Raw genomic sequence first — 26939 nt, 5'->3', positions numbered from 1 at the left:
GGCACCCTTGTTGATGTCGCGTCGAAAGGCGATCGACAAGACCGGAATTCGGGCCGTATGGAAATCCTGCTTCTGGTTGCAATGGGCCGTCGGCACCTTATCCGGCACCGACGGCCGTCTGGTCAACGGCGCGGGCCGCGCTGGCTGAGGGCCACCGCAAGAACGATGATCCCGCCCCGGGCGATGAGCTGCTGGCTGTAGTCGAGGCCGAACAGGATGAGGCCGTTGTTGATAAGGCCGATCATCAGCGCTCCGACGATGGAGCCGATGATGGTGCCCGTGCCTCCCATCAGGCTGGTGCCGCCGAGCACAGCCGCCGCGATCACCGACATTTCGTCGCCTTCGCCGAACTGATAGCGCCCGGACTGGAGACGCCCGGCATAGAGCATGCCCGCCAGCGCCGCCATGGTCGATGACATCAGCAGCACGCTGAGCTTGATCCTGAGGGTGTCGACACCGCTGTAGTGAGCCGCCGTCTCGTTGCCTCCGGTGGCGAGGACACGGCGACCGAACGAACACTTCTTGAGGCCGATGTGGCCGGCGATGCCGATCACCAGTACCCAGATGAACAGGACGGGAATCGTGCCGATGTTGCCGCCGCCGAATACGAACGAATAGGCGCTATTGAGGATCGGGATAGCCGCCGTTTGCGAGATCCACATCGCGGTGCCGGTGGCGATGCCCATGGTGGCAAGCGTAGTCAGGAAGGAGGGAATGCCGATGCGCGTCGTCAGAAGCCCGTTGACGAGGCCGATCAGCACGCCGGAGGCCAGGCCCGCCAGCACGCCTCCGAGAAAGCCGTAGTCGTGAATCACGATGGCGGTCACGACCGAAGCCAGACCGGCGACGGCGCCGACCGAAAGATCGATTTCACCGGCCGCCAGCACGAAGGTCATGCTCACCGCCATCAGCGCGATCATCGCCGTCTGACGGATGATGTTGAGCAGGTTGTCCGGATCGAGGAAGCCCTGGTCCGACAGCGTGATCGAGAACACGATGAAGATGGCCACGAAGCCGATGTAGATGATGCCGCGCCGCCAGGATCGAAGCAGATAGGTCATCATGGGCACCGAAGGCTCCGGTTTCGAGGGGGAGGAAAGCTCAATCATTTGCATTCACCTTCTGGATCAGCAGTTGCAGGCGTTGCTGGGCGTGCTGAAGGCGTTCCACTGGGGTGTCGTCGCTGGAGACGATCTCGGCAATGCTGACTCCGGCGGCGAGACGGCCGTCGGCCATGACCACGATGCGGTCGGAGGCGGCGATCAGTTCCGCCGGTTCGGACGAGATCAGAAGCACGGCCTTGCCGGCAGCCGCCATGTCGCGGATCAGCGTCACGATCTCGGTTTTGCTGCCGATGTCGATGCCGGCGGTGGGCTCATCGAGCACCAGCACGTCAGGCAGCGTTGCCAGCCCCTTGGCCAGCACCACCTTTTGCTGGTTGCCGCCCGACAGCGACAGCATCGAGGCGTCGCGCGAGTCGGTCTTCACCCGCAGCCATTCGATGTGCCGGTCGACGAGCTGGGCCACCTTCGCCCCCGACACCAGCGACCAGCGGCTGAGCCGGTCGAGCACCGGCAGGCACATGTTGCTGGCCACCGAATGGGTGACGACCAGTCCCTCGGTGAGCCGGTTCTCGGGAATGAGGGCGATGCCCGCGTCGATGGCTTCGGATGGCTTGCGCAAATGCACCGGTTTGCCCTTGACCAGCATCTCGCCGGAAACGAGCGGCGTCACGCCATAGACGAGACGGGCAAGCGAGCTGCGACCGCTGCCCAGCAGGCCGGCGACGCCGACGACCTCGCCGCGCCGCACTTGGAGCGAGACGTCGATCGGCTTGCTCGGCCCCGAGGCATGGCGCAGTTCGAGGATGACCTCGCCAGCCGCCGCCGTCCCCTCCTGTCTCATCGACAGGTTGCGACCTTCCTGGCCGACGATGTGGGAGATGATGGCATCGAGGGTGAGCTCGCTGAGCGGCGCCGTCAGCACGTACTGTCCGTCCCGCAGGATGGTGGCGCGGTCGGCGATGCGCATGATCTCTTCCATGCGATGCGACACGTAGATGATGGCGACGCCGTCGGCCTTCAGCTTTCGCAGAATGTCGAACAGCAGGTCGACTTCGCTTTCCGTCAGAGCCGATGACGGCTCGTCGAGGACCAGCACCTTGCTGCGCTGGGAAATCGCCTTGACGATCTCCGTCAACTGGCGCTGTCCGGCGCTCATGCTGGCGACGAGCTCGTCCGGATCGATGGAGACATGGAACTCCTCGAACAGTTGCCTCGCTCGTTCGCGGCATTGCCGGTCGTCGATCAGGCCGGCGACACCGCGCGGCTCCCGGTTGAGGAAGATGTTCTGCGCCGCCGTCAGCGTCGGGATAAGGCTCATCTCCTGGAAGATCATCGCGATGCCGGCCCGGCGGGACGCCTCGGTCGAATGCTCGCTCAGCCGCACGCCATTGACGTCGATGGTCCCCGCGTCCGGCGCCTGGACACCGCGCAGGATTTTGAGCAACGTCGACTTGCCGGCTCCGTTGCCGCCGAGCAAGGCGTGGATCTCGCCGCGCCGAACCTCCAGTTTGACGTTGGACAGAGCTTTCACGCCGCCAAACGTCTTGGTGATGCCCTTCATCGCGATGGCGAGGTCGTTCGCGCTTTCGCTTTCTTGCCGGGAAGGGGGCGATCCGGCAGCCAGTGGACCGGCTGACATGATGAGCTGAACTCCGCGTATCGAACGTAAGGGTCATGGGTGATCCCGCGCCGACCGGGGGGAGCCAACCGGCGCGGGACTGAACACGGGCCAGGAGGTAGCCCGCGATCCAATTACTCCATGACGCCCTTGACGTCGTCGGGCAGCGGCTTGTGGTAGACCTGCTGCCAGGCTTCCTCCAGGTTGGCCTTCGACACCGGCAGCGCCGACCAGGCGACGTAGTTCGGCGCGGCCTTGCCGATGAGGCCGTAACCGGCCAGCAGCGCTTCCGTCACGCCCTGATCGAACGGCCGCTGGGCGCCGAGGCCCTTGACGTAGGAGTCCTGGGCCATGTTGATGGCGACGTTCTCGCCGAGATCGCAGGTGGCGATGACGATCTTGTCGGCTCCAACCGAGCGAATGGCGGAAATCACGCCCTCGGCCGGCACGTCCCACACCGCCCAGATGCCGTTGAGCTTGCGGTTGGCGGTGATCATCGCGCCAGCCACCCGCTCGGCGTCGCCAGAGAAGTTCGGCCCGCCGATGCCCTGCTCGGCAACGATCTTGATGTCGGGGAAGTTCTCGGCGATGGTCTTCTTGAAGCCGTCGTAGCGCTGCTTGGTCACGAAGAAATCGGCAGCGTGGTAGACGACGCCGACATTGCCCTTGCCGTTGAGCGCCTTGGCGAGCAGCAGGGCCGAGGCGACGCCGTTGCCGTAGTTGTCGGCCGACACCACCGAGACGTAATCCTTGCCGGCTTCGAGACCCTTCGGAACGTTGTCCATGAACACGAGCTTGACGCCCTGGGCAGCGGCCTTCTTGTAGGCGACGGCGGTCGCGGTGGGATCGGTGGGAATGGAGACGATGATATCGGGCTTCTTGGCCAGCATGGTCTCGATGTCGGCCACCTGCTTTTCCGGCTTGAAGCCGGCATCGGTCACGCCCAGAACCTCGATGCCCATCGCCTCGAACTGGGTCTTGAGGCCGTCGATCTGCGCGCGCGACCAGTCGTTGCCGGCATAATGCATGACGATGGCGGCGGTCGCGTGCTTGGCCTTGACCTGGGCCAACTCCTCATCGGTCAGGGATACGCTGCTGGCCGGCTGGGGCTGCTCGCCGTTCGGACCGAGACTCAGCACCTTGCCGGCCAAGTCGGCAAGCAGGGCATCGGCGTCGGCGGCGAATGCCGGCAACGCAGCGGTCGACGAGAGCAGGGCGGCAAAGGCCGCCGTCATTACGGTTCTGCGGTTCAAAAACATGGCATGTTCCTCCACTGCCATTGGTGATTGATTGCTCCTCCCGTCCGGGGCCGTCGCGGTCCCGGGCGGTTGTCGTGAACGGACCGGGGGTTGCCCGGACCTACGCCAGCTTGATCACCGCGGCGAGAGGCGCCGGAAGTGGCTTGGCAATCAGGGCATCGGTGCGGCGCAACTCGGCAAGAGCCTTGGGTTTGTCGATCGCCTTCAGGAAGCGTTCGGCGCCGACCCTGTCGCTGTAAAGCCCCAGCGACACGGCTCCGTACTGCTTGCCGACCCATTCGGTGACCTCGGCGACCACCGCCTCGCGGCTCCCGGCGGCCTTGAGCTCGGTCGGGTCGACGGTGGTGACCACGTCGATCTTGCGGGCGGCATCGAAGTGCAGCACCAGCGTCGTCCAGAGCGTATCGCCCTCGAAGACGCCGAACACCACCGAGGTTTCCGGCTTGGCGAAGATCTGGACCGCCGCCTCGACTTCGGCATAGCTCGCCCCGAGGCGCCACTGCAGGCCGAGCCGATAGTTGGCCGGTCCCGGGAAGACGACGATGCCGTCGTGGCACCGCCCCATCAGCGTGAAGGCGCGATGGACGTAGACGTCGATATCGTCGGCGGGCGTCCACGCGTCCTGGACCGCCTTGAAGTAGGCGTCCGAGGCGGAACGCTCGATCACCACCACCATGTCCGTGGTAGCGACGTTGGCGTCGTAGATGGCCTCGGCATCCTTGTGGGCGTCCGTAACCTCGGAGATCGGACGAACGATGGCCGCCTTCGCCGAGTGGGCGAACTTCCGGATCTTGCCTCTCTCGTGGATGACGATGATGCGACGCTTCTCTTTGGCCGACTCGAGGAGGAGGGACTGCAGGTTGCGCCAGTGGTCGACGTCGATGTCGGCCATCAATGGGTTTTCATGAAGCATGATGTCGTCCTCCCGTTCAGGCTTCGACGAAGTAGGTTTTGATGGTGTAGGGCGCGAAATCGTCTTTCCAGCCCGTGTCGGTGACGACGACCGGCTTGCCGTCCCAGACCTCGCTCACCTTTGAAACCGGCGCCCCGATGCCGATGTCGGCGGCGATCGGCTGGGCGGTCGGGTTGGCGACAAAGACGACGGCCTTGCCGTTCACGGCCGGATCGCGGTGGATGGTGACGTCGAGCTTGGAGTGGTTCTTCGACACCGGCACGATACCCGCGCCGGCGAGAGCGACGCCCAGGACGGCCTCGACGTCGGCGAGATCATGCACCACGACCAGCGCTCCCTTGCCGACCGCGTAACGCGTCGCCGCCTTGCGGTTCACGACGCTGACCGCCGACGACTTGGCCGCATTGGCTGCATCGAGAAGCGTCGTGTCGGAGGCGAACCGCTCGTTGAGGCTGGGCAGTTTCGGCCCGACGACCACGGTGCCGCCCGCCTTGACGTAGTCGAGGAGCTTTTTCTGCACCGCCGCGCCGAGGAACTCGAAGGACGACAGCAGTACCGCCTTGTATCGCGGCAGGCGCTCGGCGGGCAGAGCCGTGTCGGACAGCAGGAACGTCTGCCCTCCCTTCGACAGCGACTCGTAGAAGGCGGCAAACCAGTCGTTCTTGACCGCCTGCACCGGCTCTTCGAAGCCGAAGGTCTCTTCCGAGGTGGTCATGAAGTTCGGGTACTCGGAAAGACTGATCTGCGACTCGAGGAAGTCGCCTGGGTAGGAGATCAGCACGCTCGCGGCCTCGAGGCGATCATAATCGCGATTGGCAAGAAGCAGCACGTCGGCCTGACGGCGCAGCGACTTGAAGTCGAGTTCCTTCAGCACCTTGTTGGTGGACGAGAACACCGCGGCGTTTTCCGGGCGAACACGGCCGTCGCGGCGGATTGGCGAGGCAAGCCAGCGATCGCGCTCGACCAGCATGTAGCGGCTGAAGCCCTTGATGCCGTGCATCATGGCCGCCCGGGTCACGAAGGCCTCGTCCTTGTCGTCGCCCGGATGCAGATACCAGGGCCAGACACCGGCGATGAACTCCGGAATGTAGGGGAAGCGGCTCGAGCCGACGACATAGGACGTCACCGTCTTGACGTGCTCGTAGAGCTCCTTGCGCGAGTAGATGTCGAAACCGACGAAGTCGAGGACCTCCTCGAGCCCCATGAGGTTGTAAGGCGCCGTGATGCCGCTGGCCGCGCCACCCGGCCCGAGCGGATGCGGATAGTTGTGGAACAGCGGGATGCGGTCGAGACCGCGTGCGCGCATCATGTCGGCAAGCCGCTTCATGCTGTCGATCAGGTAGCGCTCGCGATACTCGATCCAGTCGACGTAGGCCGGCAGGTCGGTGCGGGTGGTCGCCGAGAACGAGCGCGGCGCGTCGACGGAAGCGAAGCTCGCGTGCTTGGTGTGATAGACGGCGTTGAGACTGGCGATCGAACCATACTTGCCTTCGAGGAAGGCGCGGAAGCGCTTGATCGACGCCGGGCAGAAGTCGGACGCATAGGCGTTGATATTGAAGAAGAACGCCATCTCGTTGTCGACCTGCGCCGAGATCAGGCCGCCGGCCGGATACTGATGGCGGCTGAGGATCGGCATGATGGCGTCGTACCACAGCCCGGTCTCATCGAAGAACTTGTCGACGGCATAGCTGACGGCCGGAATGGGCCGGGGCACCTGGGTCAGAACCGTGCGTCCACCCTGGGCGTTCTGCGCCTGCAGGTCTGGGTCGGCCAGGATGCGTAACGGATAGCCGAACCAGGTCAGCTCCGAGTTGATCTGCGGTCCCGGACGGGCAACGATCTTGAGACCCTTGGACTCGGCAAGCGTCAGAAAGGCGTCGAGGTCCTTGCGCGGATCGATGCTGCCGAAGTCGAACTTGCCGCGCTCGATCTCGTGGACCTCCCACGGCATGTAGATGGAAATGGCGGTGAAGCCCAGGGAGCAGACCTTGTCGAGAATGTCGCTCCACTTGTCACGCTCCAGGCGCCAGTAGTGCACGGCACCGGCGTAGAGTTCCTCGACCTTGCCTCCGATGCGGAACTGGTGATCTCCCGCGACGATGCGCTCGTCGCTTCGCGCATTTTTAGTCACTGAATCCTCCTGCGACCGTTCCCGGTCGTCAATTTTGCGTAGCACCAACATCACAGCGGCCGCCTGTGCATGACGCGGCGTATCACCCCACCGCAAAGAGCGCAACAAAAAACATCAAACAATCAACTCAATGAATCTCAAAAAACAACTCACATCGGTTGCAATGCAGCTCATTTCGCGCAGAAATAATCATGGACGACCGCTACGCGCACAGCCCGCGACGAGCGCACCCATATAGAAATTCGAACCGTTTGATGGATTTTTCTGCTTTTTAGGGAGAAAGCAGCACGCCCTACCGCCCAGAGACCGAGAACCGCTACGCCCCACCTCAACGCCACCGAATGACCTCAAACAACATCAGATAAAACATCAAGAAACCTCGGGAGGAGCCCGCAGCAGGTCTATTGACGTCGCGAGCCACATCGGCCCCGACACTCATCGAAGCCCAGGGGCACGAAGTCCGGAGCGTCCCATCGGCGCGCACGACACCAAGAGAACGGCCAAGCGACCGCCCCGTCAGATACCGGGAACATGGATGTGGGAGAGCGCCCTACCGCCAGAGGCGCTTGTCGCCATTGGCGAACAGGCCGATATCGCGCCGCGCGTCGACGGCGATCAGGGGGCCTTCTCGCCCCACCGCTCGGCCCGCGCATCGTCGTGGGCCTTTGCCTCCACCCAGCCGCCTTCGCTGCGGTCGGCCGGGTGCTCCTTCTTCCAGAAGGGGGCGCGGGTCTTGAGGAAGTCCATCACGTAGTCGCAGGCGGCGAAGGCCGCGTCGCGGTGGCTCGAGGAGACGACGACCAGCACGATGCGCTCGCCCGGCCTGATGCGACCGCCGCGATGGATGACGGTGACGGCCAGAAGCGGCCAGCGGGCGACGGCCTCGTTCACCACGCGGCCGATCTCCGCCTCGGCCATGCCGGGGTAGTATTCAAGCTCCAGCGCGGCCAGCCGGCCGCCCTCGTCGCGGCAATAGCCGACAAAACTGGTGACGGCGCCAACAGCCGGATCGCCGGCTTGCAAGGCGTCGATCTCGGCGCCGACGTCGAAATCGTCGGGACCGACGCGGACGGTGATGCGCGGGGACGCGGCGGCCATGAGCTCAGCCGCCGGTCATCGGCGGGAACAGGGCGATCTCGCGGGCATCGCCGATCGGCTCGTCCTGCTCGATATGCAACTGGTCGACGGCGACTCGGATGGTCTCGGGCGCCTCGAAGGCGAAGGCATAGGCTTCGCCCCGCTCCGACAGCCAGCCGACGAGGTCGCCGGCCGTCAGCACGGTTTCGGGCAGCACCAACCGCTCTTCGGCAAGACCGATGCGCTCGCGCACCCAGGCGAAATAGCGGATCAGCACCGGCTCACGGCTCATGGCCCGCCTCCATCAGGTGGACGACGCCGCTGCGGAAATAATCGTAACCGGTGTAGAGCGTCACCAGCGCCGCCGTCCACAGCATGGCGATGCCGAGCTCGGTGATGCCGTTCACCAGCTTGTCACCGGTCGGCCCGAGCAGCAGGATGCCGATGGCAACCAGTTGCAGCGTCGTCTTCCATTTGGCGAGGCGGGTGACGGGCACGCTGACCTTGAGGTCGGCGAGGAACTCGCGCAGCCCCGACACGAAGATCTCGCGCATCAGGATGATCACCGCCGCCCACAGCGAGAAGCCGCCGACGGTGCCGTAATAGGTGAGCACCAGAAGGCAGACCGACACCAGAAGCTTGTCGGCGATCGGGTCGAGCATGCGCCCGAGCGTCGACTGCTGCTTCCACAGGCGAGCCAGATAGCCGTCGAAATAGTCGGTGATCGACGCGGCGGCGAACAGGCCGAAGGCCAGCCAACGCCCCGCGTCGCCTTCGATGTAGAAGGCGGCGACCACCGCCGGAACGGCGACGATACGGAGATAGGTGAGAATATTGGGCAGGGACCAGACGAATTTCATAGCGCCGACATCTGTTGATCCGCCCATGACATTGCACGATGCCACCCCGAGGGCAAGGGTTGGTACGCGGTTGACCCATGTCCCTCCGAGAGTTAGGCGATCACCGTGACGTGAAGCCCTCACACCGCGCGCGCCTCGAATGGCGGCTGGGCCGCCCTTGAAAAGAAACCGACCATTCGGTATCTTTCAGACCAATTCCGGGAGCCCGCAATGAATCCGTCCCTCGCCGCCTACGGCTTTCTCGCGCTTGCCATCGTCTCGGAGGTGACCGGGTCATCGCTGCTGCAGAAAAGCGAACAGTTCTCCAGGGCGTTGCCGACGTTGGGGATGGCCATCTGCTTTGCCGCGGCCTTCTTCTTCCTGGCGCAGGCGCTGAAGGTCATCCCGCTCGCCATCGCCTACGCGATCTGGAGCGGCGTCGGCATCGTGCTGACCGCCACCATCGGCTTCCTGATGTTCCGCCAGGCGCTCGACACCTGGGCGCTGTTCGGCATGAGCCTGATCGTGCTAGGCACCATCGTCCTCAACACGATGTCGCGCAGCACGGTTCATTGAGATGGAAGCGGCCCCTCCGGAGACCGGCTATCGGCGCAAGAAGCAGCCCGAGATCGTCCATCGTGCCCTCCTCGACCACACGGCGAAGCTCGCCGTCGAGCACGGCCTCGCCGCCGTCACCGTTCAGGCCGTCGCCGAGGCGGCCGGCGTCACCAAGGGCGGCTTGCTGCATCACTTCCCCAGCAAGCAGGCCCTGATCAACGCCGTGTTCGCCGACCTGCTGGAGGCGCTCGACCGCCAGCTTGATGCGCGGATCGCCGCCGATCCCGAGCCGAACGGCGCCTTCACCCGCGCCTATCTCGATTCCGTCTTTGCCATCGAGCCGGAAGGCTACGCCGCCGTCTGGGCGGCGCTTGCCATTTCCATGCTGACCGATCCCCCCTTGCGGCAGCTCTGGGCGGATTGGGTGGCGGGCCGGCAGGCGCGCCACCGCGAAACCGACGGCAGCCTGACGCTCGCCGCCATCCGTCTCGCCGCCGATGGCATCTGGCTGGCCGATCTGACCGGCGTCACCGTCGAGGAGCGAGCCGCCATGCGCGAGGTGCTGCTTCGGCAGACCCGCGCACGGGATTCCTGACGCGTCAGAACACCTTCCTGAGGCGCCGGTCCACCGACAGCCAGCCACCGCCGAAGGCCGCGAACAGGAAGACGCCGCCGGTCCAGAACATCGAGGCCAGCTCGGCCTTCTCTTGCACCTGCTTGAGGAAGGCGGCGCCGCCGTCGGCGAGGCGAGCCGTCGCCACCGGCGTGAACAGATCGCCGCCCGCCTTCAGGGCATCGATGCCGGCCGCCGTCAGGAAGGCATCGCCATAGGGATGGGTGATGTGGAACCACCAGGTGATCGCCAGCATCACGCCATTGGCCAACGCCGCCGCCCGGGTAAACAGGCCGACGGCGATCAGGATGCCGCCGAAGAATTGCAAGCCGGCCAGTACCGGCGACCACAGCCAGCCCGGATGGAAACCGATGCCCTCGACGAAGCCGACCTGGGCGAGCGGCGCCACGATCTTCGGCCAGCCCTCGATGGCCAGCATCAGCCCCACCGCGACGCGCAAGGCGACGAAGGCCAGCGGCTGGGCGATTGTTTCATAGAACGGCCCGAGCGCCGGAATGATGAGGCGGTCGCGGTCTGTGTCGGACGGAAGCGGCATGTTCGATCTCCAATGCCCTGGACGGAATGGGCGCAGCCTGATCCCGCCGCCCGGTCCCCTCCGTGATCCAGGTCAATTAATATGAGATTAGACCTCCTCTTTATCAGAACACACTGTTCACGGAACGGCGACAAACGACGAGCCCCAGGGCAGCAGGTCGCGATTGCGTCGCGCCGAATCCCGGATCAAGCTGCCGGTGACAGATTGCCCCCGTGAGGCTCCATGACCGCCGCCCCATCCCGCCGCTCCGTTCTGCATCGCAGCCTGCATGCATTCACCATCCGGCCGCGCCTCATCGCCGGCATCGTCGTCGGCGTCGGCGCCGGCCTCCTGTCGCCCGCGTCCTTCGAGGTGCAGAGCCGCCTGCTGGTTGGCTGGAATACCGGCGTCGCACTCTATCTTGCCACCACCTGGACGATGATGAGCCGCTCGGACGTTCACGAGTTGCGGCAGCGCGCCGCCCGCCACGACGAGGGCGAGTGGACGATCATCCTGCTGGCGATGGCCGCGACGCTGTCGAGCCTCGCCGCCATCGGCGCCGAGCTTCTGCAGGCCGGCGCCGGGGACCCCTTCCGCCTGTGGCGCGCGGGAATCGCCGCCGTCACCATCCTGATGAGCTGGCTGTTCGTCCATACCATCATGGCGCAGCACTATGCCCACGACTATTATTTGCGCGAAGGGTATCTCAGAGATAAGCCGGGGCTGATCTTCCCCGACCGCATCGAAGAGCCCGATTACTGGGACTTCGCCTATTTCGCCTTCACCATCGGCGTCGCGTCACAGACGGCCGACATCGCCATCGCCTCGCCACGCATCCGCCGCGTGGCGCTCGCCCACTCGGTACTGGCCTTCTTCTTCAACACCGCCGTCCTCGCCCTGGCGATCAACGTCGGCGCCAGCCTGCTCTAGCTCCTCGCCTCCACTCCCCACCCCCACAACCGGCCGAACGCACGGCCGGAGCGCGCCTTCATCGAGGGCGCGCATTGGCGACATACGTCCAATCACCATCCGCAAGCCCCGCAGGTTGATGGTTGGATGGCCCCGTGTATGATCGTTATACAGAACTTAAGTTCTATATACGGAACACGGAGCCGAAGATGAATTTGGAGAAGTTTCGGGGCGTCTTTCCGCCGGTACCGACGATCGTCGACGGAGAGGGGCGGCTCGACAGGGCGGGAATGGCCAAGCTGATCGACAAGCTGGTCGCCGATGGCGTCAACGGCATGCTGTTCCTCGGCAGCGGCGGCGAGTTCAGCCACATGCCCAAGGAACTGCGGTTCGAAGTGGCGGAGTTCGTCGTGGCCCACACGGCCGGTCGCGTGCCGGTGCTGATCGGCATTTCCAGCCCCAGCACAGCGGAAGCCATCGAATACGGCCGCCATGCCGACAAGCTCGGCGTCGACGGCCTCCTGGTGGTCAACCCCTACTATGCCCTGCTCGCCCGCGATTACATCTACAACCACTTCCGCACCGTCGCCGAAGCGGTGAAGACGCCGGTGCTGCTCTACAACTTCCCGGCCCTGACCAAGCAGAACCTCGACATCGAGCTGATCACCCGCCTCGCCAAGGACGTGCCCAACATCATCGGCATCAAGGACACGGTCGACAACGGCAGCCACCTGCGCGAGCTGATCAACGTGGTGCGCCCTGTTCGCCCCGACTTCGTGATCTTCGCCGGCTTCGACGAATACATGATGGACGCGCTGATCCTCGGCGCCAACGGCGCCATCCCCGCCACGTCCAACTTCGCGGCCTCCGTCACCTGCGGCATCTACAAGGCCTTCGTCGCCAAGGACTACGAGACCATGTTCGCCCTGCAGCGCCGCCTCGCGCGCCTGTCGCAGGTCTATGACCTCGAAAGCCCGTTCTTCGGCGTCATCAAGCAGGCGATCCGCCTCACCGGCCTCGACATCTCCACCGAGGTGATGGCGCCGGTCCAGCCGCTGTCGGCGGAAAAAACCCAGAAGCTCGCCGCCATCCTCAAGGCCGCCGGCGTCCTGCCCTGACCCCCCGCCGCCAGCGACCAGGCTGGCGGACCTTTTCCATGCCCCGCCGAGGACGAGACGGCGGGGCAGCCCATCCGGGCACGCAATGTGCCCATCCGATATCGCGCGAAGTGGCCCGTATAGGCCGGCAGCCCTAGGGGAGGGAAATCGCCTGGGCAAGCGCGGATGAAGGGAGTGAGAAGCAAATGACAAACATGCAAGCCGTTGCATCCGATATGGCGGCCATTCCGCGCGCCCGCTGGCTGCGCATCATCCCGGCGGTGATCATCGTCTACATCGTCGCCTACATGGACCGCACCAACATCGCGATCGCCATGGCCGGCGGCATGAGCGCCGAACTCGGCATGACCGCCTCGTTCGCCGGTCTGGCGGCCGGCATCTTCTTCGTCGGGTACATCTTCCTTCAGATCCCCGGCGGCCAGATCGCCGAACGCCTCAGCGCCAAGACATTCATCGCCGGCACCATCATCGTCTGGGGCGGCGTCGCGGCCCTCACCGGCCTCGTGCGCACGCAGAACGAGATGCTGCTGATCCGCTTCGTGCTCGGCGTTGCCGAGGGCGGCGTCTATCCGGCCATCCTCGCCCTGATCGGTCACTGGTTCCCCAACGAGGAGAAGGCCCGCGCCATCGCCTTCTTCCAGATGAACCTCGCCGTCGCCTCCATCATCACCGCCCCGCTGTCGGGCTGGCTGATCCAGTCGATGGGTTGGCGCGAGATGTTCGTCGTCGAAGGCGTGCTGTCGCTGGCCCTGCTCTTCATCTGGGTGCCGATGGTTGCCGACACGCCCGCCAAGGCCAAGTGGCTCGATCCGCGCGAACGCGCCTGGCTCGACGCCCGTTTCGCCGAGGACAAGGCCAAGGCCATCGTCGTCGATAACGTGTCGGTGCGCACCGTCACCGGTGACTCCAACCTGTGGAAGCTGGTCGCCATCTACTTCTTCTTCCAGGTCGGTTTCTACGGCTTCGCGCTGTGGATGCCGGTCATCATCAAGCAGCTCACCGGCTCGGGCATGACCACGGTCGGCTTCCTGACGGCCCTGCCCTACATCCTGTGCATCGCCGGCCAGTTCTTCATCGCCAACCGCTGCGACCAGACCATGAACCGCCGCCTCTACACCGTCATTCCGATGATCGGCTTCGCCATCTGCCTCACGCTGTCGATCATGCTCGAGGGCAACATCTGGCTGTCCTACGCGATGATCGTCCTGTGCGGCTTCTTCCTGCAGGCCTATGCCGGTCCGTTCTGGACGCTGCCCCCGCTGCTGTTCCCCTCCAACGTGGTCGGCGGTGTCCGCGGCACCATCAATGCGCTCGGCAACCTCGGCGGCTTCATCGGCCCGTTCCTGGTCGGCTATCTGACCACCACCTTCAGCAAGGACGTCGGTCTGTCCTTCCTGATCGCCGCGCTGGTCATCGCCTCCGCCCTGCTCTTCACCCTGCCGAAGGTCACGTCGAAAGCCCCGCGCTGACGCTTCCCCCGGCATTTCGAACTCCACACTGCGTCAGAACAAAGAGAAAAGGCATTTCCGGTGGTCTCATGCGCCGGAAATGCCTCGGAAGAAACGGCTAGAAAATGTCCCAGAAATGTCACTTCGCCCGCGACCTGTGGTCGCAGCTCGATGCCCTCCGGCTCGGCATGAACTACTCGGTGGAAGACACCGAGAAACCCCAGGTGCTGATCGACGACTGCTTCGGCGAGAGCCACCCCGGCAGCTTCCACCTCGAAAAGCTCGGCTACGAGGCGATGCTCGGCGTCCATGAAAGCGGCGGCCGCGCCGTCCGCCACCACGTCACCGACATCTGCGATGGCTGGGGCCAGGGCCACGACGGCATGAACTACATTCTCGCCTCGCGCGAGATGATCGCCAACATGGTCGAGCTGCATGCCTCGGTCGTCCCCTATGATGCCGGCGTGCTGCTGTCGAGCTGCGACAAGTCGATCCCAGCCCACCTGATCGCCGCCGCCCGCCTCGACATGCCGCTGGTTCACGTGCCCGGTGGCTCGATGCGGCCGGCCCCGAACATGACGACGTCCGATCTCGGCGGCGCCACCGCCCAGTTCAAGAAGGGCGAGATCGGCGTCGACAAGATCCAGAACCTGCAGCGCTGCGGCTGCCCGACGGCCGGCGCCTGCCAGTTCATGGGTACCGCCAGCACCATGCAGTGCATGTCGGAAGCCCTCGGCATGGCTCTGCCCGGCAACGCGCTGGCGCCCTCGACCATGTCGGAGATCACCCGCTACGCCCGCATGGCCGGCCATCAGGCGCTGGTGCTGGCCGAGAAGGGCATCACCTCCTCCAAGATCCTGACCCGCGCCGCCTTCGAGAACGCCATCAAGGTGCACGCCGCCATCTCCGGCAGCACCAACGCGCTGATCCACCTGCCGGCCATCGCCCATGCGCTCGGCTGGGAGCTGACGCCGGACGTGTTCGACCGCATCAACCACGAGATCCCCTACCTCACCAACGTCCAGCCGTCCGGTCGCTACGTCACCGAGCTCTTGTGGTTCGCCGGCGGCATCCCGATGGTGCAGTGGATGATCCGCGACCACCTCGACCTCAACGTCATGACGGTGACCGGCCGCACGCTGGGCGAAAACTTGGAAGTGCTGCAGAAGTCGGGCTTCTTCGAGAACAACCTCGGCTATCTCGCCAACTTCAAGCTGGAGCGGTCCGACCTGATCCGCGATCCGGAGAAGTCCAAGATCGGCGCCATCGCCGTCCTCAAGGGCAACATCGCCCCCGAAGGCGCGGTCATCAAGTACTCGGCCTGCAGCCCGAAGATGCACCAGCACACCGGCCCGGCCAAAGTGTTCGGCTCCGAGGAAGCGGCGCAGGACGCCATCATCAACAACCGCATCGACCCGGGTGACGTCATGATCATCCGCTACGAGGGTCCGCGCGGCTCCGGCGCGCCGGAAATGCTGATGACCACCGACGCCATCGTCTTCGACAGCCGCCTCAACGGCACGGTGGCTCTCGTCACCGACGGCCGCTTCTCCGGCGCCACCCATGGCCCGTGCATCGGCCACGTGTCGCCGGAAGCCGCCGACGGCGGTCCGATCGCCTTCATCGAGGACGGCGACCTGATCGAGATCGACGTCAAGGCGCGCAAGCTCAACGTCGTCGGCCTCGACCGCAAGCCGGCCACCGCCGAGGAAGTCGAAGCCGCCTTCGCCAAGCGCAAGATCGGCTGGACGGCGCCCGACTTCTCGAGCCGCAAGGGTGTCTATCGCCAGTACACCCAGCACGCAGCTTCGTTGATGGCCGGCGCCTACATCCGCTAACCCCCATTGCGGATCGGAGCAAAAACTCCGGCGCCGATCACAGGCAACAACGAAGGAAGGCCCGCCCCGCGCGGGCCTTTTTCGTGCCGGAAACCATGGAAGAGGCTCAGTACTGCGCGATCGGCTGAGTATGCTTGTCGGTCCATTCCGGCGGCGCACCGACCCTGCCGGCGATGACGCCCGCCAGCCCCGGCGCCCGCCCGAAGGCGTCGCAGGCCGGATACTTGGGCTTGCCGCCGAACCATGACCTAACGCTCTGCCCCGACGGCAGCGACAGGTCCAATCCTTCCGGCTCCTTGCCGAGCACCATGATGCGCGCGAACTCGCTGCCGAAATCCGCCGACAGGCCATAGGCATCGCCGACCTCGGACACCAGGGGATCGTCCTGGATGGAGTTCGCGCCCCGCGACCAGACCATGGCGGCGCGCTGAACCCCGGCCCTGTCCAAGGCCTCCGCTTCCACTGCGAGCCCGCCCAGCCCCACCGGCAAGCGGGGAATGCCCACCGGCAGGACGAAATCGGTGCCGAGCGAGACCACGGCCGAGACGCCGGCCATCGCCTTGTCGGTCGGCACGATGTCGGTGATCACCGCCCGCACGGTGAGATCGGCGCCCTGCCCGCCCGGCACCATCTCGTAGCGATCGCTGAGCGCGACGCACAGCGCACGATCGATGGCGTTGGCGACGAGCGCGCGGTCCCCCGGGTTGGCGACGCGCGGCAGTGCGCCGAAAGCGAAGGTCGTCGGCATGATCCGCGCCGTCTTCAAAGGCGCGAGGCCGGTGCCATCCACGTAGACGCGGGCCTTCGACAGGCTGCCTTTCGGCTCGCCGAGCCTGTCGTAGGACGACAGCGTGCCGCCTTGCTTCAGCGGAACGGACGCGCAACCGGCCATCACCAGCATCAACGGCAGGGCCAGACCGAGAACCTTGAGGCGCGGCATCGAAAAACTCCGGGCAAGTCGGATCGCCGCGCCTGCGAGCCGCAGCCGGCAGATCTGCTTTTGCCCGGATTCGCCTAGTGGCGATAGTCGGCGGCGATGCGATTTGCGGTGGCAACAACGGCGGCCGCCACCTCGTTGAGATTGGCGAGCTTGATCTGGGACGACACGCCGGACACGCTGATGGCGCCCGTCGCCTCGCCGGCCGCGTTCAGCAACGGCGCGGCGATGCAGTAGACGCCGTCGTTGTCCTCGGCGTTGTCGAAGGCCCAGCCGCGCTTGCGCGTCGCCGCGAGTTCCTCGCGGAAAGCGTCGACGCCGACGATGGTGGTGTCCGTGCGCCGGACGAACTCGATGTCGGGCAGTATGGCGTTGAGCTTGGCCTCGGGCAGCCAGGCGAGCAGCGCCTTGCCGAGACCGGAGCTGTGCAGCGACAGGCGCCGGCCGACCCAACTGCGGATGACGATGGCCGTCGGGCTTTCGAGCTTCAGAACGTAGATGGCCGACGGCCCCTCCAGCACGCCGAGATGGCAGGTCAGTTGCGTCTGGTCGCGCAGCTGCGTCAGCGGCTCCATGGCGGCGCGCTTGATGTCGAGGCCTTCCTCCACCTTGTTGCCGAGTTCGTACCAGCGAAGACCGAGCCCGTAGCGGCCGTCCTCCAGGCTGACGAGACCATGCGCCAGCAGCGATGCCAGCAGAGACGACGAAGTACTTTTCGGCAACCCCGTCGCCTTCTGGATCTGGGTGAAGCTGGCGCGGCCGTTTTCAGCCAGGAAGGCAAAAACTGCCATCGCCTTGTCGATCGCCGGCGTCTGTGTGGTGACCAAGAATACCCCCCAATGCGTTTTGTTCGTTGGAAGGAACAGTAGTCCCGATCGGCGGAACGATCCATATGGGAACATGCCGAGGGTGGTATCACGGCCGGGCGACCACTTCGCCGCGCCTCAGCCCTTGCGGAAATAGTCGTGGATGGCCTTGGCGGTGGCGGCGGAGACACCCGGCACCTTTTCGAGATCGCTGAGCGCCGCCCGCTCGATTTCCTTCAGCGTGCCGAAGTGGTTGAGCAGCGACCGCTTGCGCGTCGGCCCGACGCCGGGGATCTCCTGCAAGCCGCCTTCGGAAATCTGCTTGGATCGCCTGACGGCATGGCTGCCGTTGGCGAAGCGGTGCGCCTCGTCGCGCATGCGCTGGATGAAATAGAGTATGGGGTCGCGTGTCGGCAGCATGAAGTCGGCCCGGCCCGGCACGAAGAAGCGCTCGCGGCCGGCGTCGCGGTCCGGTCCCTTGGCGACGCCCACCAGGGGAATGTCGGTGATGCCCAGCTCGTCGATGATCGATTTCACCGCCGACAACTGGCCGGCGCCGCCGTCGATCAGCACCAGGTCCGGCCACGGCCCGAAACCGTCCTCGTCGCGCGGCGCCTCGGCGCGGCTGCCGTGCTCTTTGACCAGGCGGGAAAAGCGCCGCGTCATCACCTCGCGCATCATGCCGAAGTCGTCGCCCGGCGTGATGTCGGTCGAGCGGATGTTGAACTTGCGATACTGGTTCTTCACGAAGCCACCCGGGCCGGCGACGATCATGCCGCCCACCGGGTTGGAGCCCATGATATGGGCGTTGTCGTAGACCTCGATGCGCTTCGGCGTCTCGGCAAGACCGAACACCCGGCCGACCCCTTCAAGCAGCTTCAACTGGCTCGACGTGTCGGCCATGCGGCGGGCCAGCGCCTCTCGGGCGTTCTGCACCGCCTGCTCGACGACCTCTTTCTTCTCGCCGCGCTGCGGCCTGAGAACCTCGACGCGCCGGCCGGCCTTCTCGGAAAGCGCCTCGGTCATCAGCGCCATGTCCTCGAAGGTATGGCTGACCAGGATCAGCGACGGACACGGCTTGTCGTCGTAGAACTGGGCGATGAACGAGGACAGCGCCTCGCCGGCCTCAGCGCCGCCGGCCTTGGGGAAGAAGGCGTGGTTGCCCCAGTTCTGGCCGGTGCGGAAGAAGAACACCTCGACGCAAGTCTGCCCGCCCTCCTGATGGACGGCGAACACGTCGGCCTCCTCGATGCCCTGCGGGTTGATGCCCTGCCGGCTCTGCACATGGGATAGCGCGGCGAGGCGATCCCGGCAGCGGGCGGCCCGCTCGAAATCGAGGTTCTCGGACGCCGTGTGCATCTCGACCGCCAACTGCTCCTTGATCTGCCGGCTCTTGCCGGAGAGGAAATCCTTGGCCTCGCCGACGAGCCGGGCATAGCCGGCCGCGTCGATCTCGCCGGTGCAGGGCGCCGAGCAGCGCTTGATCTGGTAGAGCATGCAGGGCCGCGTCCGCGTCTCGAACTCGCCATCCGAGCAGGTGCGGATCAGGAAGGCCTTCTGCATGGCGTTGATGGTCGCCGTAACCGCCGACGCCGAAGCGAAGGGGCCGAAGAAGCTGCCCTTGCGCGAGCGGGCGCCGCGATGCTTGACGAGCTGGGGCGCCACGTGGTCGCCGGTGATCAGGATGTAGGGAAAGCTCTTGTCGTCGCGCAGCAGAACGTTGAAGCGCGGACGGAGCTGCTTGATCAGGTTGGCTTCGAGAAGCAGCGCTTCCGTCTCGGTCTTGGTGACGACGAATTCCATCGCCGCCGTCGCCTGCACCATGCGGATGATGCGGGTCGGCAACTGACCGAGCCGCGTGTAGTTGGTCACCCGCTTCTTGAGGCTTTTCGCCTTGCCGACGTAGAGCACGTCGCCCGACGGCGACAGCATGCGATAGACGCCGGGGCTGTTGGGCAACAGGCGCACCATTGCCTGCACCACCTCGACGCCGCGCCGCGTCTCGGCCGTCGACAGGTCGATCTCGCCCCCCTCTTCCTCCACCGCCTCCTCAAGCTCGGGCAGCTCGGCGGTCGGGGCGTCGTCGGCGTCGGTATCGGGAACAAGATCGGGATCGTCGGTCATGGACTCAAGGAACTCGCGAAGGGCGGCTCATCTAGCATATCAAGAATGGCTGCGTCAGCCGATGGCGGCAGCGTCATCAAATAGCAAGGTCCCGGCCGATGACACGACCGGGACCTTGCTCGTTTCATGACGGAAAGGCTCAGGCCTCGCCGACCGTTTCCATCAGCGCCAGGGCGAGCGCGTCCTTGGCGTTGCGGCCGCCGCGCACGGCGAAATCGAAGGCGAGCCGATGGCGCTCACAGGTATCGACCGCCGTTTCGATCAGCGCCTCCATCTGTTCGTTGGTCACCTCGGCCTGGCCGGCGAGCAGCAGCGTGTTGCGGTACATGACCACGCCCTCGGCCTGCCAGATGTCGAAATGGCCGATCCACAGCTGCTCGTTGACCAGCGCCAAGAGCTTGGTCACCTCGTTCCGGCGGGGGGCCGGCACCTTGATGTCGAAGGCGCAGGCGACATGCAGCGCCTCGATCTCGGAGAGCCAGGTGACGGCGACGTTGTAATCCGTGTCGTCGCCAGCGATGGAGATGGCGATCTCATCCTCGTCGGAGCGCTCGAACGTCCAGTCGTTCTGCGCGGCGAGGAGTTCGATCTCGTCCACGGGATTGGCGGTTCGCTCGGGATGCACGTCGATGAGGGTCATCATGACCTCCAGGGTTGCCGCTGCGGAACAGCGTGTGCCGATACCGATGTCGACCTTCGTTGTTCCGCACCGGGGCGGGAACGCCGACGCCGACACCTTTTGGCCGGTGGTCGCAAAGCGCCTACCGACAACACCGAAGCGGCCGGAACCGCCCCGGAATGCAGCAACCCAACATGCGCCGATCCGAGATACTGGGGCGCACGAATCTCATGTTGACGACAGGATATGCCGGAAGGGCATGAAAACGGAAGCCCTCACGGCCCTTCGGGGCCTTCGACGACGGTGGCGGCTTCCGCCTCGTTGTGGGAAAGGCGCTTTTCGAGCTCGGCGACGCGGGCGGTGAGCCGCTCCACTTCGGCCAGCGCGCGCGTGGCGATGTCCTGCACCGTCTCCAGATCCTCGCGGCGGACGAGGTCGAGTTCGGAAGCGAACTTCTCGCCCTGGGCACGGAAGGCCGAGGAAACTTCCCGCCCGGCCGACTGAGCGAGGCCGGCGGCGTCGTTCATCAGCTTGGCGAATTCGTCGTAGATGCGTCCCTGCGGGCCGGTCGTCATGGCAGTCGTCTCCGAATGGCGGGCCAGACCCTCTATTTGGCCCCTCGCCGGCTCCGCTTCAAGCGGAAGATGGAAAGAGGCCACGGGAAGCCACGCCAACGAACGACTCGGCATCTACGCCGCGGCATCATACCGCGAGTTCTTCCGCTGCGGCGCTCTTGCGCCCTGAAGATCGCGGAGCCACAACTGGCCGCAGGCGGCATCGATGTCCGCCCCTTGGGTGTCGCGCACCACCACCGGCACGCCGGCTCGAACCAGACACTGCCGGAACCGATGGAGCCCATGGTTCGTCGGTCGGCCGAGGTCGACGCTCTCGACCGGGTTCCAGCGCATCAGGTTGACCCGTGCGGGCTTGCCGACGACCATGCGGACAAGGCGCTCGGCATCGTCTCGGCCGTCGTTCACGCCCGGCAGCAGGAGATAGACGAACGTCACGATGCGGTTGTGCCGCTCGGCCCAGGAGATCGCCCGTTCGACGACCTCGCGGAGGTCGTGCTTGCGGCTGCCGGGAATGAGCCGGTCGCGCACCTCCTGCGTGGTCGCATGCAGCGAAACCGTCAGGTTTATGCCGAGGTGCTCCTCGCGCAGCCGGGCGAGCGCTTTCGGTATGCCGATGGTCGAAATCGTGATGCCCGTCGTCGGAAAGTCCATTCCGTCGCGATCGCGCAGGATACGGATGGCGGCGAGGACGTTCTCATAGTTGTTCAGCGGCTCGCCGATGCCCATGAAGACGATCCGGTTGACCTTGGGACCGAGACGGACGACCTGCTCGACGATCTCGTGCTTGTCGAGGTTCCTCTTGAGCCCGGCCTGACCCGAGGCACAGAACCGGCAGGAGAAGGCGCATCCGACCTGGGAGGAGATGCAGGCCGTGAACCCGTCGTGCCGCCGAATGAGCACGCTCTCGATGGCGTAACCATCCGCAAGGCCGAACAGCACCTTCTGCGACCGCGTCCCCCGCTCCGACTTGATCCTGCCGAGGGTGCGCAGCCGAAGGTTCCTTTCATTCGCCCAGCGCCGCAGCTCTCGCGGCAGGTCTTCATGGCAGGTGAAAATGTCCCTGTACGCCACGGCCGAGGGCTCCGTGCCGACGATCGCGGCAAACTCGCTCGCCGTCAGGCCCAGGGCCGGTGTTGCCTCAACCATTCCACCCTCCTTTCGGGCTGCCCGTTGCGGCGCCGATGCCTGGCCCGTCCGGGCCATGCCCACGACCCACCGATACGCCGGGACTTGTATATAACCGTCACGTCGGTTATATACAAGACGGGAACCGGGAACGCGAAATCGCGGGATGGCCGGACGGCCGCGAACGAAGCGGACCGCTACGGCTGGAAGAGTTCGTCGGGATAGAGGACGGCCAGGAGGTCGCGGACCTCATCGCGCATGAAGGCCGAGAGGACTCCCTCTCGGCTCACCATCCAGCGCATGTAGGCCCCCTGCAAGGTTGACTGGATCAAGCCCGACGTGCGCTTGGGATCGTGCGGCCGAAGCGGCAACCGCTGCTCGATGGCCTCGCGAACCAGCTCGTTGCGTTCAAGGGCAAGCGCGCGCAGGTGGGGATCGATGATGTCGCCCCAGAACAGCAGCAGGTAGGCTTCGCTGCCGACCTCCGCGTCCATGCCCTCGATCATGTCCTTCAGGAATGTCCAAAGCGACTGGAGGTCCCTTTCGGCATGCGAGGCGGCAAAGAACGCCCTCACCTCCTCGGTCATCTCCTCCATGATCCGGCGATGGATGGTCGCCTTGTCCTGGAACCTCTGGATCAGCGCCGCCCGCGACATGCCGACGGCCTTGGCGACGTCGGACAGGGTGAAGTCGACCGGCCCCTCGCGCAGCAGAACGACCTTCGCCTTCTGGAGGATTTCCACGTCCGAGTGAAGTTTTGGCCGAGGCATCCCCGTGTCCTGTCATGGCGTGGGATATCTGCCGCTCACGCCGCATGTCCGAAGGTCGATAACCACTGCGTCGGTTATAAACCGCCCTCCGAAGCCCAAACAAGACCACAATCGTCCAACCTCTAGGAAGCGGAGCCCGCGCGTTCGCTCGGGGTTCGAACGCGCGGGCTGGCCGTCAGAGATTCGACCGCAACGCGAATAAGCTTGACGAGGCCGGAAACGCCCATCAATCCTCGCTCGCGGGAAATACCACCCTCGGGGGTTCCGCGCCGACAGTCGACAGAAGGACCACGATGCCGCTTTTCGCCCTGCCCTTCCCGCCGATCAGCCCCGTTCTTCTGGAGTTCGGGCCGATCTCCATTCGCTGGTACGGGCTCGCCTATGTCATCGGGCTGATCTTTGGCTGGTGGTACATCATCCGCATGGTCGACAAGGAGCGGCTCTGGGACGGCCTGAAGCGGCCGAAGGCCACCGACATCGACGATCTCCTGGTCTGGATGACGCTCGGCGTCGTGCTGGGCGGCCGCATCGGCTACATCCTGTTCTACAATTTCGAGGCCTATCGCGAGAATCCCTGGGAGATCCTGCAAATCTGGCACGGCGGCATGTCGGTGCATGGCGGCTTCATCGGCACCGCCATCGCCCAGTATCTGTTCGCCCGTCGGCGCGGCCTCAACGTCCTGACGGTGTTCGACCTCACGGCCGCCGCCGTGCCGGTCGGCCTGTTCCTCGGCCGCCTCGCCAACTTCGTCAACGGCGAACTCTACGGCCGCGTCACCGACGTGCCCTGGGCCTTCATCTTCCCCAACTCCGACGGCATGCCGCGCCACCCGAGCCAGCTCTACGAAGCCGGTCTCGAAGGCCTCCTGATCTTCGCCGTGCTGACGCCCCTCATCTGGAAGGCCGGCATCCTCAGGAAGCCGGGCCTCACCGTCGGCATCTTCGGCCTGATCTACGCCGCCGCCCGCACGCTGGTCGAGACGGTGCGCGAACCCGACCCGCAGGTCGGCTTCCTCTTCGGCAACTTCCTGACCATGGGCATGGTCCTGTCGATCGTCACCGCCATCGCCGCCATCACGCTGATCGCCCTGGCGCTCGGCGGCCGGACCCGGCGGCCGGAGCCATCGTCATGACGGCGCTCGAAGACAAGATCATCCGGCTGATCGGCGCCGTCGGCCCGATCTCCGTCGCCGACTACATGAGCCTCGTCCTGTCCGATCCGGACCACGGCTACTACACCACGCGCACTGCCATCGGCCTCGAGGGCGACTTCATCACCGCGCCGGAAATCAGCCAGATGTTCGGCGAACTGATCGGCATCTGGTGCGTCTCCGCCTACGAGGCGCTCGGCCGCCCGCCGCGCCTGTCGCTGGTCGAGCTCGGCCCCGGACGCGGCACGCTGATGGCCGACCTGCTGCGAGCCGGCCGCGTCGACCCCGGCTTCATCCGCGCCGCCGAGGTTCACCTCGTCGAGATCAGCCCCGAGCTGCGCCGACGGCAGGCCGCCGGCCTCACGGGCCTTGCCAGCCCCATCTGGCACGACCGCGTCGACGACCTGCCGGACGGGCCGCTCCTCGTCGTCGCCAACGAGTTCTTCGACGCCCTGCCGATCCGCCAGTTCGTCCAGAGCGAACGCGGCTGGCGCGAGCGCGTCGTCGGCCTCGACGACGACGGCAACCTCGCCTTCGGCATCGGCGCCGCCGCCCCGGATCCGGCGCTGCTGCCGGACGGCGCCGCCGAGACGCCGCTTGGCGCGGTGGCCGAGATCAACCGCCCGGCCGAGGCGATCGTCGGCACGCTCGCCCACCGCCTCGTCGAGCACGGCGGCGCGGCGCTGATCTTCGACTATGGCCACGTGAAGAGCGGCTTCGGCGAAACGCTGCAAGCGGTGCGCGCCCACCACTACGCCGCCCCATTGCGCGAACCGGGCGAATGCGACCTCACCGCCCACGTCGATTTCGACCGCCTCGCCGGTGCGGCCGCCGCCGAGGGCGCCACCGTGCTCGGACCGGTGACGCAGGGCGACTTCCTTCTCGCCATGGGCCTCGCCGAACGGGCGGGCGCCCTCGGCGCCGGCCGCAGCGCCGAGGATCAGGCCAACATCGTCGCCGCCGTGGAACGACTGGCCGGCCCGGACGACATGGGCACGCTGTTCAAGGCGATGGCCGTGACGCACCCGCCACTGGCCCTGCCGGGCTTCTGACCGAAACCCCGGCCGAACATCACCTCATACCCAGGGAGCCGCCCGATGACCGACCCCTTGATCGACCTTCTCGTGCCGGCGCTGTCCGCGGTGCCCGGCGTCGACGCCGTGGTGCTGGGCGGCTCGCGCGCCCGTGGCGATGCGACGCCCGAGTCGGACTACGACTTCGGCCTCTATTTCCGCGCCGATGCGCCGCTCGACGTGCGCGACCTGCGCGCCGCCGTCGCCCCCTTCCTCGATGCTCCCGAGGAAGCCACCATCACCGAAATCGGCGAATGGGGACGATGGATCGTCGGCGGCGGCTGGCTGAAGATCGGCGGACAGGCGGTGGACCTCCTGTTCCGCGATGCCGACGGCGTTGCCGCCGTCATCGATGACGCCAAGCGCGGCATCATCTCCGTCGACTACCAGCCGGGCCATCCCCACTGCTTCGCCTCCTCGATCTGGCTGGCCGAGGTTCACCATTGCCTGCCGCTCGCCGACCGCAACGCCACCGTGGATCGCATGAAGCAAAGCCTCGGGCCCTACCCGCCGGCACTCGGACGGGCGCTGATCGAGCGGTTCTCCTGGGAGATCGGCTTTGCCGCCGGCAACGCGGCCAAGGCCGTTCCGCGCAACGACAGGAGCTACATCGCCGGCTCGATCTTCCGGGCGCTCGCCTGCGCGGCACAGGTGATCGCCGCCATCAACGGCGTCTACGTGATGAACGAGAAGGGAGCCCTGCGGCTGGCCGGCACCTTGCCCGTCACGCCGGCCGATCTGCCGGCGCGGGTCGACGCCATATGGGAGCGCTTCGCCGCGCATGACGACCGGGCGGCGCTCGACCTGCTGGCCGGCATAGCCCTGGACGTCCAAAGGTTGGCCGACGCCTGGATCGGGCGAGGTTAACCAAACTTCACTCTCTTTCCCAAACCCCGCCCGAAAATGGTCGCGATTGCATCGCCATTTGAGGAAGATAAGCCGCACCAAACGCCCTCCTCCGGATTACCCAGATGATCGTCCGCTCGCCCGTCCTTTCGGCCCTTCCCGGCATCCGCCATGGCTGGTTCACCCGCGAGGGCGGCGTGTCGGGCGGGCCCTACGCCAGCCTCAACACCGGTTATGGCTCGAAGGACACCCGCGCCAACGTCACCGAGAACCGCGGCCGCATCGCCGACGCCATCGGCGTGCCGCGCCACAAGCTGGTCACGCTCTATCAGGTGCATTCGCCCGACGTCGTGGTGGTGACCGACCCCTGGGCCGTCGAGGACAATCCGGAAGCCGACGCCCTCGTCACCCGCGTGCCGGGCATCGCGCTCGGCACCAGCCATGCCGACTGCGGACCGGTGCTGTTCGCCGATGCCGAGGCGCGTGTCGTCGGCGCCGCCCATGCCGGCTGGAAGGGCGCCTTCACCGGCGTTCTCGAAGCGACCATCGACGCCATGGTCGGGCTCGGCAGCCGGCGCGGCGACATCATGGCCAGCCTCGGGCCGACCATCTCCGCCGCCGCCTACGAGGTCGGGCCGGAGTTCGTCGCCCGCTTCCGCGAGGCCGGCGAGGAGATCGACCGCTGGTTCGCCCCGTCGAAGCGGACGGAACACGCCATGTTCGACCTGCCCGGCTACATCATCTTCCGCCTGGAACGGGCCGGCATCCGCGCCACCAACCTCGCCCTTTGCACCTATGGCGACGAGGCGCGCTTCTTTTCCTATCGCCGCATGACGCTGAACGGCGAGGCCGACTACGGCCGCCACCTCGCCGCCATCGCGCTCGAGGGGCCGTGACGTCCCGTGGCTTCCAACCAAGGGATAGACAACGCAAAAACGGTTTCCAGACGAGCCGAAAAATGCTCTAACGGCACACGGCTGTGATTTGCCGGGA

Annotated in this window: 26 protein-coding genes; 10 read left to right on the top strand and 16 right to left on the bottom strand. The window is 65.8% G+C overall.

Annotated features, from left to right (window positions below):
* Positions 1–122: 122 nt before the first annotated feature.
* From QQZ18_RS19920 to pgsA, 8 genes are all read right to left on the bottom strand, one after another.
* Positions 123–1064: an ABC transporter permease gene (locus QQZ18_RS19920; protein ID WP_284542714.1), complete on the bottom strand. Its 942-nt coding sequence runs from the start codon at positions 1062–1064 to the stop codon at positions 123–125.
* Between the two features lie 37 nt (positions 1065–1101).
* Positions 1102–2703 (bottom strand): sugar ABC transporter ATP-binding protein, encoded by a 1602-nt coding sequence (locus QQZ18_RS19915; protein ID WP_284542713.1) that lies wholly within the window; start codon positions 2701–2703, stop codon positions 1102–1104.
* A gap of 113 nt (positions 2704–2816) precedes the next feature.
* Positions 2817–3941 (bottom strand): substrate-binding domain-containing protein, encoded by a 1125-nt coding sequence (locus tag QQZ18_RS19910; protein ID WP_284542711.1) that lies wholly within the window; start codon positions 3939–3941, stop codon positions 2817–2819.
* 100 nt (positions 3942–4041) lie between these two features.
* The gene (locus QQZ18_RS19905; protein ID WP_284542710.1) at positions 4042–4854 is read right to left on the bottom strand and encodes a hypothetical protein; all 813 of its coding nucleotides are present in this window, start codon (positions 4852–4854) and stop codon (positions 4042–4044) included.
* A gap of 16 nt (positions 4855–4870) precedes the next feature.
* Complete coding sequence (locus tag QQZ18_RS19900; protein WP_284542709.1) at positions 4871–6985, bottom strand: beta-galactosidase; 2115 nt, start codon at positions 6983–6985, stop codon at positions 4871–4873.
* Positions 6986–7600: 615 nt separating this feature from the next.
* Entirely contained in the window at positions 7601–8083 is a 483-nt protein-coding gene (locus QQZ18_RS19895; protein WP_284542708.1) for a molybdenum cofactor biosynthesis protein MoaE, read from the bottom strand.
* A 4-nt stretch (positions 8084–8087) separates the two neighbouring features.
* Positions 8088–8339, bottom strand: coding sequence for a molybdopterin converting factor subunit 1 (gene moaD, locus QQZ18_RS19890; protein WP_284542959.1), 252 nt, complete (start codon positions 8337–8339; stop codon positions 8088–8090).
* Positions 8340–8343: 4 nt separating this feature from the next.
* Positions 8344–8922, bottom strand: a complete 579-nt coding sequence (gene pgsA, locus QQZ18_RS19885) for a CDP-diacylglycerol--glycerol-3-phosphate 3-phosphatidyltransferase (protein WP_284542707.1) — start codon at positions 8920–8922, stop codon at positions 8344–8346.
* A gap of 210 nt (positions 8923–9132) precedes the next feature.
* Here pgsA and QQZ18_RS19880 point away from each other — a divergent pair, with 210 nt between their 5' ends.
* A complete protein-coding gene (locus tag QQZ18_RS19880) occupies positions 9133–9477 on the top strand; it encodes a DMT family transporter (protein WP_284542706.1) in 345 nt (114 codons plus the stop codon).
* A gap of 1 nt (position 9478) precedes the next feature.
* Complete coding sequence (locus QQZ18_RS19875; protein ID WP_284542705.1) at positions 9479–10054, top strand: TetR/AcrR family transcriptional regulator; 576 nt, start codon at positions 9479–9481, stop codon at positions 10052–10054.
* A gap of 4 nt (positions 10055–10058) precedes the next feature.
* On the opposite strand, the gene QQZ18_RS19870 is transcribed toward QQZ18_RS19875, so the two are convergent.
* A complete protein-coding gene (locus tag QQZ18_RS19870; protein WP_284542704.1) occupies positions 10059–10628 on the bottom strand; it encodes a DoxX family protein in 570 nt (189 codons plus the stop codon).
* Between the two features lie 222 nt (positions 10629–10850).
* Here QQZ18_RS19870 and QQZ18_RS19865 point away from each other — a divergent pair, with 222 nt between their 5' ends.
* The 4 genes from QQZ18_RS19865 to ilvD all read left to right on the top strand — a co-directional run bounded on the left by QQZ18_RS19865 (position 10851) and on the right by ilvD (position 15920).
* Positions 10851–11537: a DUF1345 domain-containing protein gene (locus tag QQZ18_RS19865; RefSeq protein ID WP_284542703.1), complete on the top strand. Its 687-nt coding sequence runs from the start codon at positions 10851–10853 to the stop codon at positions 11535–11537.
* A 188-nt stretch (positions 11538–11725) separates the two neighbouring features.
* Positions 11726–12634: a dihydrodipicolinate synthase family protein gene (locus QQZ18_RS19860; protein WP_284542702.1), complete on the top strand. Its 909-nt coding sequence runs from the start codon at positions 11726–11728 to the stop codon at positions 12632–12634.
* A 185-nt stretch (positions 12635–12819) separates the two neighbouring features.
* Positions 12820–14103, top strand: coding sequence for an MFS transporter (locus QQZ18_RS19855; protein WP_284542701.1), 1284 nt, complete (start codon positions 12820–12822; stop codon positions 14101–14103).
* Positions 14104–14207: 104 nt separating this feature from the next.
* Complete coding sequence (ilvD, locus tag QQZ18_RS19850) at positions 14208–15920, top strand: dihydroxy-acid dehydratase (RefSeq protein ID WP_284542700.1); 1713 nt, start codon at positions 14208–14210, stop codon at positions 15918–15920.
* A 106-nt stretch (positions 15921–16026) separates the two neighbouring features.
* On the opposite strand, the gene QQZ18_RS19845 is transcribed toward ilvD, so the two are convergent.
* The 7 genes from QQZ18_RS19845 to QQZ18_RS19815 form a co-directional block, all read right to left on the bottom strand.
* Complete coding sequence (locus QQZ18_RS19845) at positions 16027–16860, bottom strand: DUF3313 domain-containing protein (protein WP_284542699.1); 834 nt, start codon at positions 16858–16860, stop codon at positions 16027–16029.
* Between the two features lie 74 nt (positions 16861–16934).
* Entirely contained in the window at positions 16935–17684 is a 750-nt protein-coding gene (locus QQZ18_RS19840; protein ID WP_284542698.1) for an IclR family transcriptional regulator, read from the bottom strand.
* A 117-nt stretch (positions 17685–17801) separates the two neighbouring features.
* Positions 17802–19787: an excinuclease ABC subunit UvrC gene (gene uvrC / locus QQZ18_RS19835; RefSeq protein ID WP_284542696.1), complete on the bottom strand. Its 1986-nt coding sequence runs from the start codon at positions 19785–19787 to the stop codon at positions 17802–17804.
* Between the two features lie 139 nt (positions 19788–19926).
* The gene (locus tag QQZ18_RS19830) at positions 19927–20430 is read right to left on the bottom strand and encodes a YbjN domain-containing protein (RefSeq protein ID WP_446728688.1); all 504 of its coding nucleotides are present in this window, start codon (positions 20428–20430) and stop codon (positions 19927–19929) included.
* 251 nt (positions 20431–20681) lie between these two features.
* Positions 20682–20981 carry an accessory factor UbiK family protein gene (locus tag QQZ18_RS19825; RefSeq protein ID WP_284542695.1) on the bottom strand — a complete coding sequence of 100 codons (300 nt, stop codon included), beginning with the start codon at positions 20979–20981 and terminating at the stop codon, positions 20682–20684.
* A gap of 114 nt (positions 20982–21095) precedes the next feature.
* The gene (gene rlmN, locus QQZ18_RS19820) at positions 21096–22127 is read right to left on the bottom strand and encodes a 23S rRNA (adenine(2503)-C(2))-methyltransferase RlmN (protein WP_284542694.1); all 1032 of its coding nucleotides are present in this window, start codon (positions 22125–22127) and stop codon (positions 21096–21098) included.
* Between the two features lie 176 nt (positions 22128–22303).
* Complete coding sequence (locus tag QQZ18_RS19815; RefSeq protein WP_284542693.1) at positions 22304–22876, bottom strand: TetR/AcrR family transcriptional regulator; 573 nt, start codon at positions 22874–22876, stop codon at positions 22304–22306.
* Positions 22877–23169: 293 nt separating this feature from the next.
* Here QQZ18_RS19815 and lgt point away from each other — a divergent pair, with 293 nt between their 5' ends.
* From lgt to pgeF, 4 genes are all read left to right on the top strand, one after another.
* Positions 23170–24009 carry a prolipoprotein diacylglyceryl transferase gene (gene lgt, locus QQZ18_RS19810; protein WP_284542692.1) on the top strand — a complete coding sequence of 280 codons (840 nt, stop codon included), beginning with the start codon at positions 23170–23172 and terminating at the stop codon, positions 24007–24009.
* Positions 24006–25079, top strand: coding sequence for a class I SAM-dependent methyltransferase (locus tag QQZ18_RS19805; protein ID WP_284542690.1), 1074 nt, complete (start codon positions 24006–24008; stop codon positions 25077–25079). The genes lgt and QQZ18_RS19805 overlap by 4 nt, the downstream gene beginning before the upstream one ends.
* Before the next feature lie 45 nt (positions 25080–25124).
* On the top strand, positions 25125–25967 hold the full coding sequence (locus QQZ18_RS19800) for a nucleotidyltransferase domain-containing protein (protein WP_284542689.1): 843 nt from the start codon (positions 25125–25127) through the stop codon (positions 25965–25967).
* 104 nt (positions 25968–26071) lie between these two features.
* Positions 26072–26842: a peptidoglycan editing factor PgeF gene (pgeF, locus tag QQZ18_RS19795; RefSeq protein WP_284542688.1), complete on the top strand. Its 771-nt coding sequence runs from the start codon at positions 26072–26074 to the stop codon at positions 26840–26842.
* The last annotated feature ends 97 nt before the right edge of the window (positions 26843–26939 follow it).

This window comes from Pleomorphomonas sp. T1.2MG-36, assembly GCF_950100655.1.
Lineage (GTDB): Bacteria > Pseudomonadota > Alphaproteobacteria > Rhizobiales > Pleomorphomonadaceae > Pleomorphomonas.
This window is presented reverse-complemented; position numbering and strand designations above follow the sequence as displayed.

What these genes read in the sequence shown, in the direction of transcription:
- QQZ18_RS19920 (WP_284542714.1), bottom strand. Translation starts at nt 1,064, where the DNA reads ATGATGACCTATCTGCTTCGATCCTGGCGGCGCGGCATCATCTACATC.
- QQZ18_RS19915 (WP_284542713.1), bottom strand. Translation starts at nt 2,703, where the DNA reads ATGTCAGCCGGTCCACTGGCTGCCGGATCGCCCCCTTCCCGGCAAGAA.
- QQZ18_RS19910 (WP_284542711.1), bottom strand. Translation starts at nt 3,941, where the DNA reads ATGTTTTTGAACCGCAGAACCGTAATGACGGCGGCCTTTGCCGCCCTG.
- QQZ18_RS19905 (WP_284542710.1), bottom strand. Translation starts at nt 4,854, where the DNA reads ATGCTTCATGAAAACCCATTGATGGCCGACATCGACGTCGACCACTGG.
- QQZ18_RS19895 (WP_284542708.1), bottom strand. Translation starts at nt 8,083, where the DNA reads ATGGCCGCCGCGTCCCCGCGCATCACCGTCCGCGTCGGTCCCGACGAT.
- pgsA (WP_284542707.1), bottom strand. Translation starts at nt 8,922, where the DNA reads ATGAAATTCGTCTGGTCCCTGCCCAATATTCTCACCTATCTCCGTATC.
- QQZ18_RS19880 (WP_284542706.1), top strand. Translation starts at nt 9,133, where the DNA reads ATGAATCCGTCCCTCGCCGCCTACGGCTTTCTCGCGCTTGCCATCGTC.
- QQZ18_RS19875 (WP_284542705.1), top strand. Translation starts at nt 9,479, where the DNA reads ATGGAAGCGGCCCCTCCGGAGACCGGCTATCGGCGCAAGAAGCAGCCC.
- QQZ18_RS19870 (WP_284542704.1), bottom strand. Translation starts at nt 10,628, where the DNA reads ATGCCGCTTCCGTCCGACACAGACCGCGACCGCCTCATCATTCCGGCG.
- QQZ18_RS19865 (WP_284542703.1), top strand. Translation starts at nt 10,851, where the DNA reads ATGACCGCCGCCCCATCCCGCCGCTCCGTTCTGCATCGCAGCCTGCAT.
- QQZ18_RS19860 (WP_284542702.1), top strand. Translation starts at nt 11,726, where the DNA reads ATGAATTTGGAGAAGTTTCGGGGCGTCTTTCCGCCGGTACCGACGATC.
- QQZ18_RS19855 (WP_284542701.1), top strand. Translation starts at nt 12,820, where the DNA reads ATGACAAACATGCAAGCCGTTGCATCCGATATGGCGGCCATTCCGCGC.
- ilvD (WP_284542700.1), top strand. Translation starts at nt 14,208, where the DNA reads ATGTCCCAGAAATGTCACTTCGCCCGCGACCTGTGGTCGCAGCTCGAT.
- QQZ18_RS19845 (WP_284542699.1), bottom strand. Translation starts at nt 16,860, where the DNA reads ATGCCGCGCCTCAAGGTTCTCGGTCTGGCCCTGCCGTTGATGCTGGTG.
- uvrC (WP_284542696.1), bottom strand. Translation starts at nt 19,787, where the DNA reads ATGACCGACGATCCCGATCTTGTTCCCGATACCGACGCCGACGACGCC.
- QQZ18_RS19830 (WP_446728688.1), bottom strand. Translation starts at nt 20,430, where the DNA reads ATGATGACCCTCATCGACGTGCATCCCGAGCGAACCGCCAATCCCGTG.
- QQZ18_RS19825 (WP_284542695.1), bottom strand. Translation starts at nt 20,981, where the DNA reads ATGACGACCGGCCCGCAGGGACGCATCTACGACGAATTCGCCAAGCTG.
- rlmN (WP_284542694.1), bottom strand. Translation starts at nt 22,127, where the DNA reads ATGGTTGAGGCAACACCGGCCCTGGGCCTGACGGCGAGCGAGTTTGCC.
- QQZ18_RS19815 (WP_284542693.1), bottom strand. Translation starts at nt 22,876, where the DNA reads ATGCCTCGGCCAAAACTTCACTCGGACGTGGAAATCCTCCAGAAGGCG.
- lgt (WP_284542692.1), top strand. Translation starts at nt 23,170, where the DNA reads ATGCCGCTTTTCGCCCTGCCCTTCCCGCCGATCAGCCCCGTTCTTCTG.
- QQZ18_RS19805 (WP_284542690.1), top strand. Translation starts at nt 24,006, where the DNA reads ATGACGGCGCTCGAAGACAAGATCATCCGGCTGATCGGCGCCGTCGGC.
- QQZ18_RS19800 (WP_284542689.1), top strand. Translation starts at nt 25,125, where the DNA reads ATGACCGACCCCTTGATCGACCTTCTCGTGCCGGCGCTGTCCGCGGTG.
- pgeF (WP_284542688.1), top strand. Translation starts at nt 26,072, where the DNA reads ATGATCGTCCGCTCGCCCGTCCTTTCGGCCCTTCCCGGCATCCGCCAT.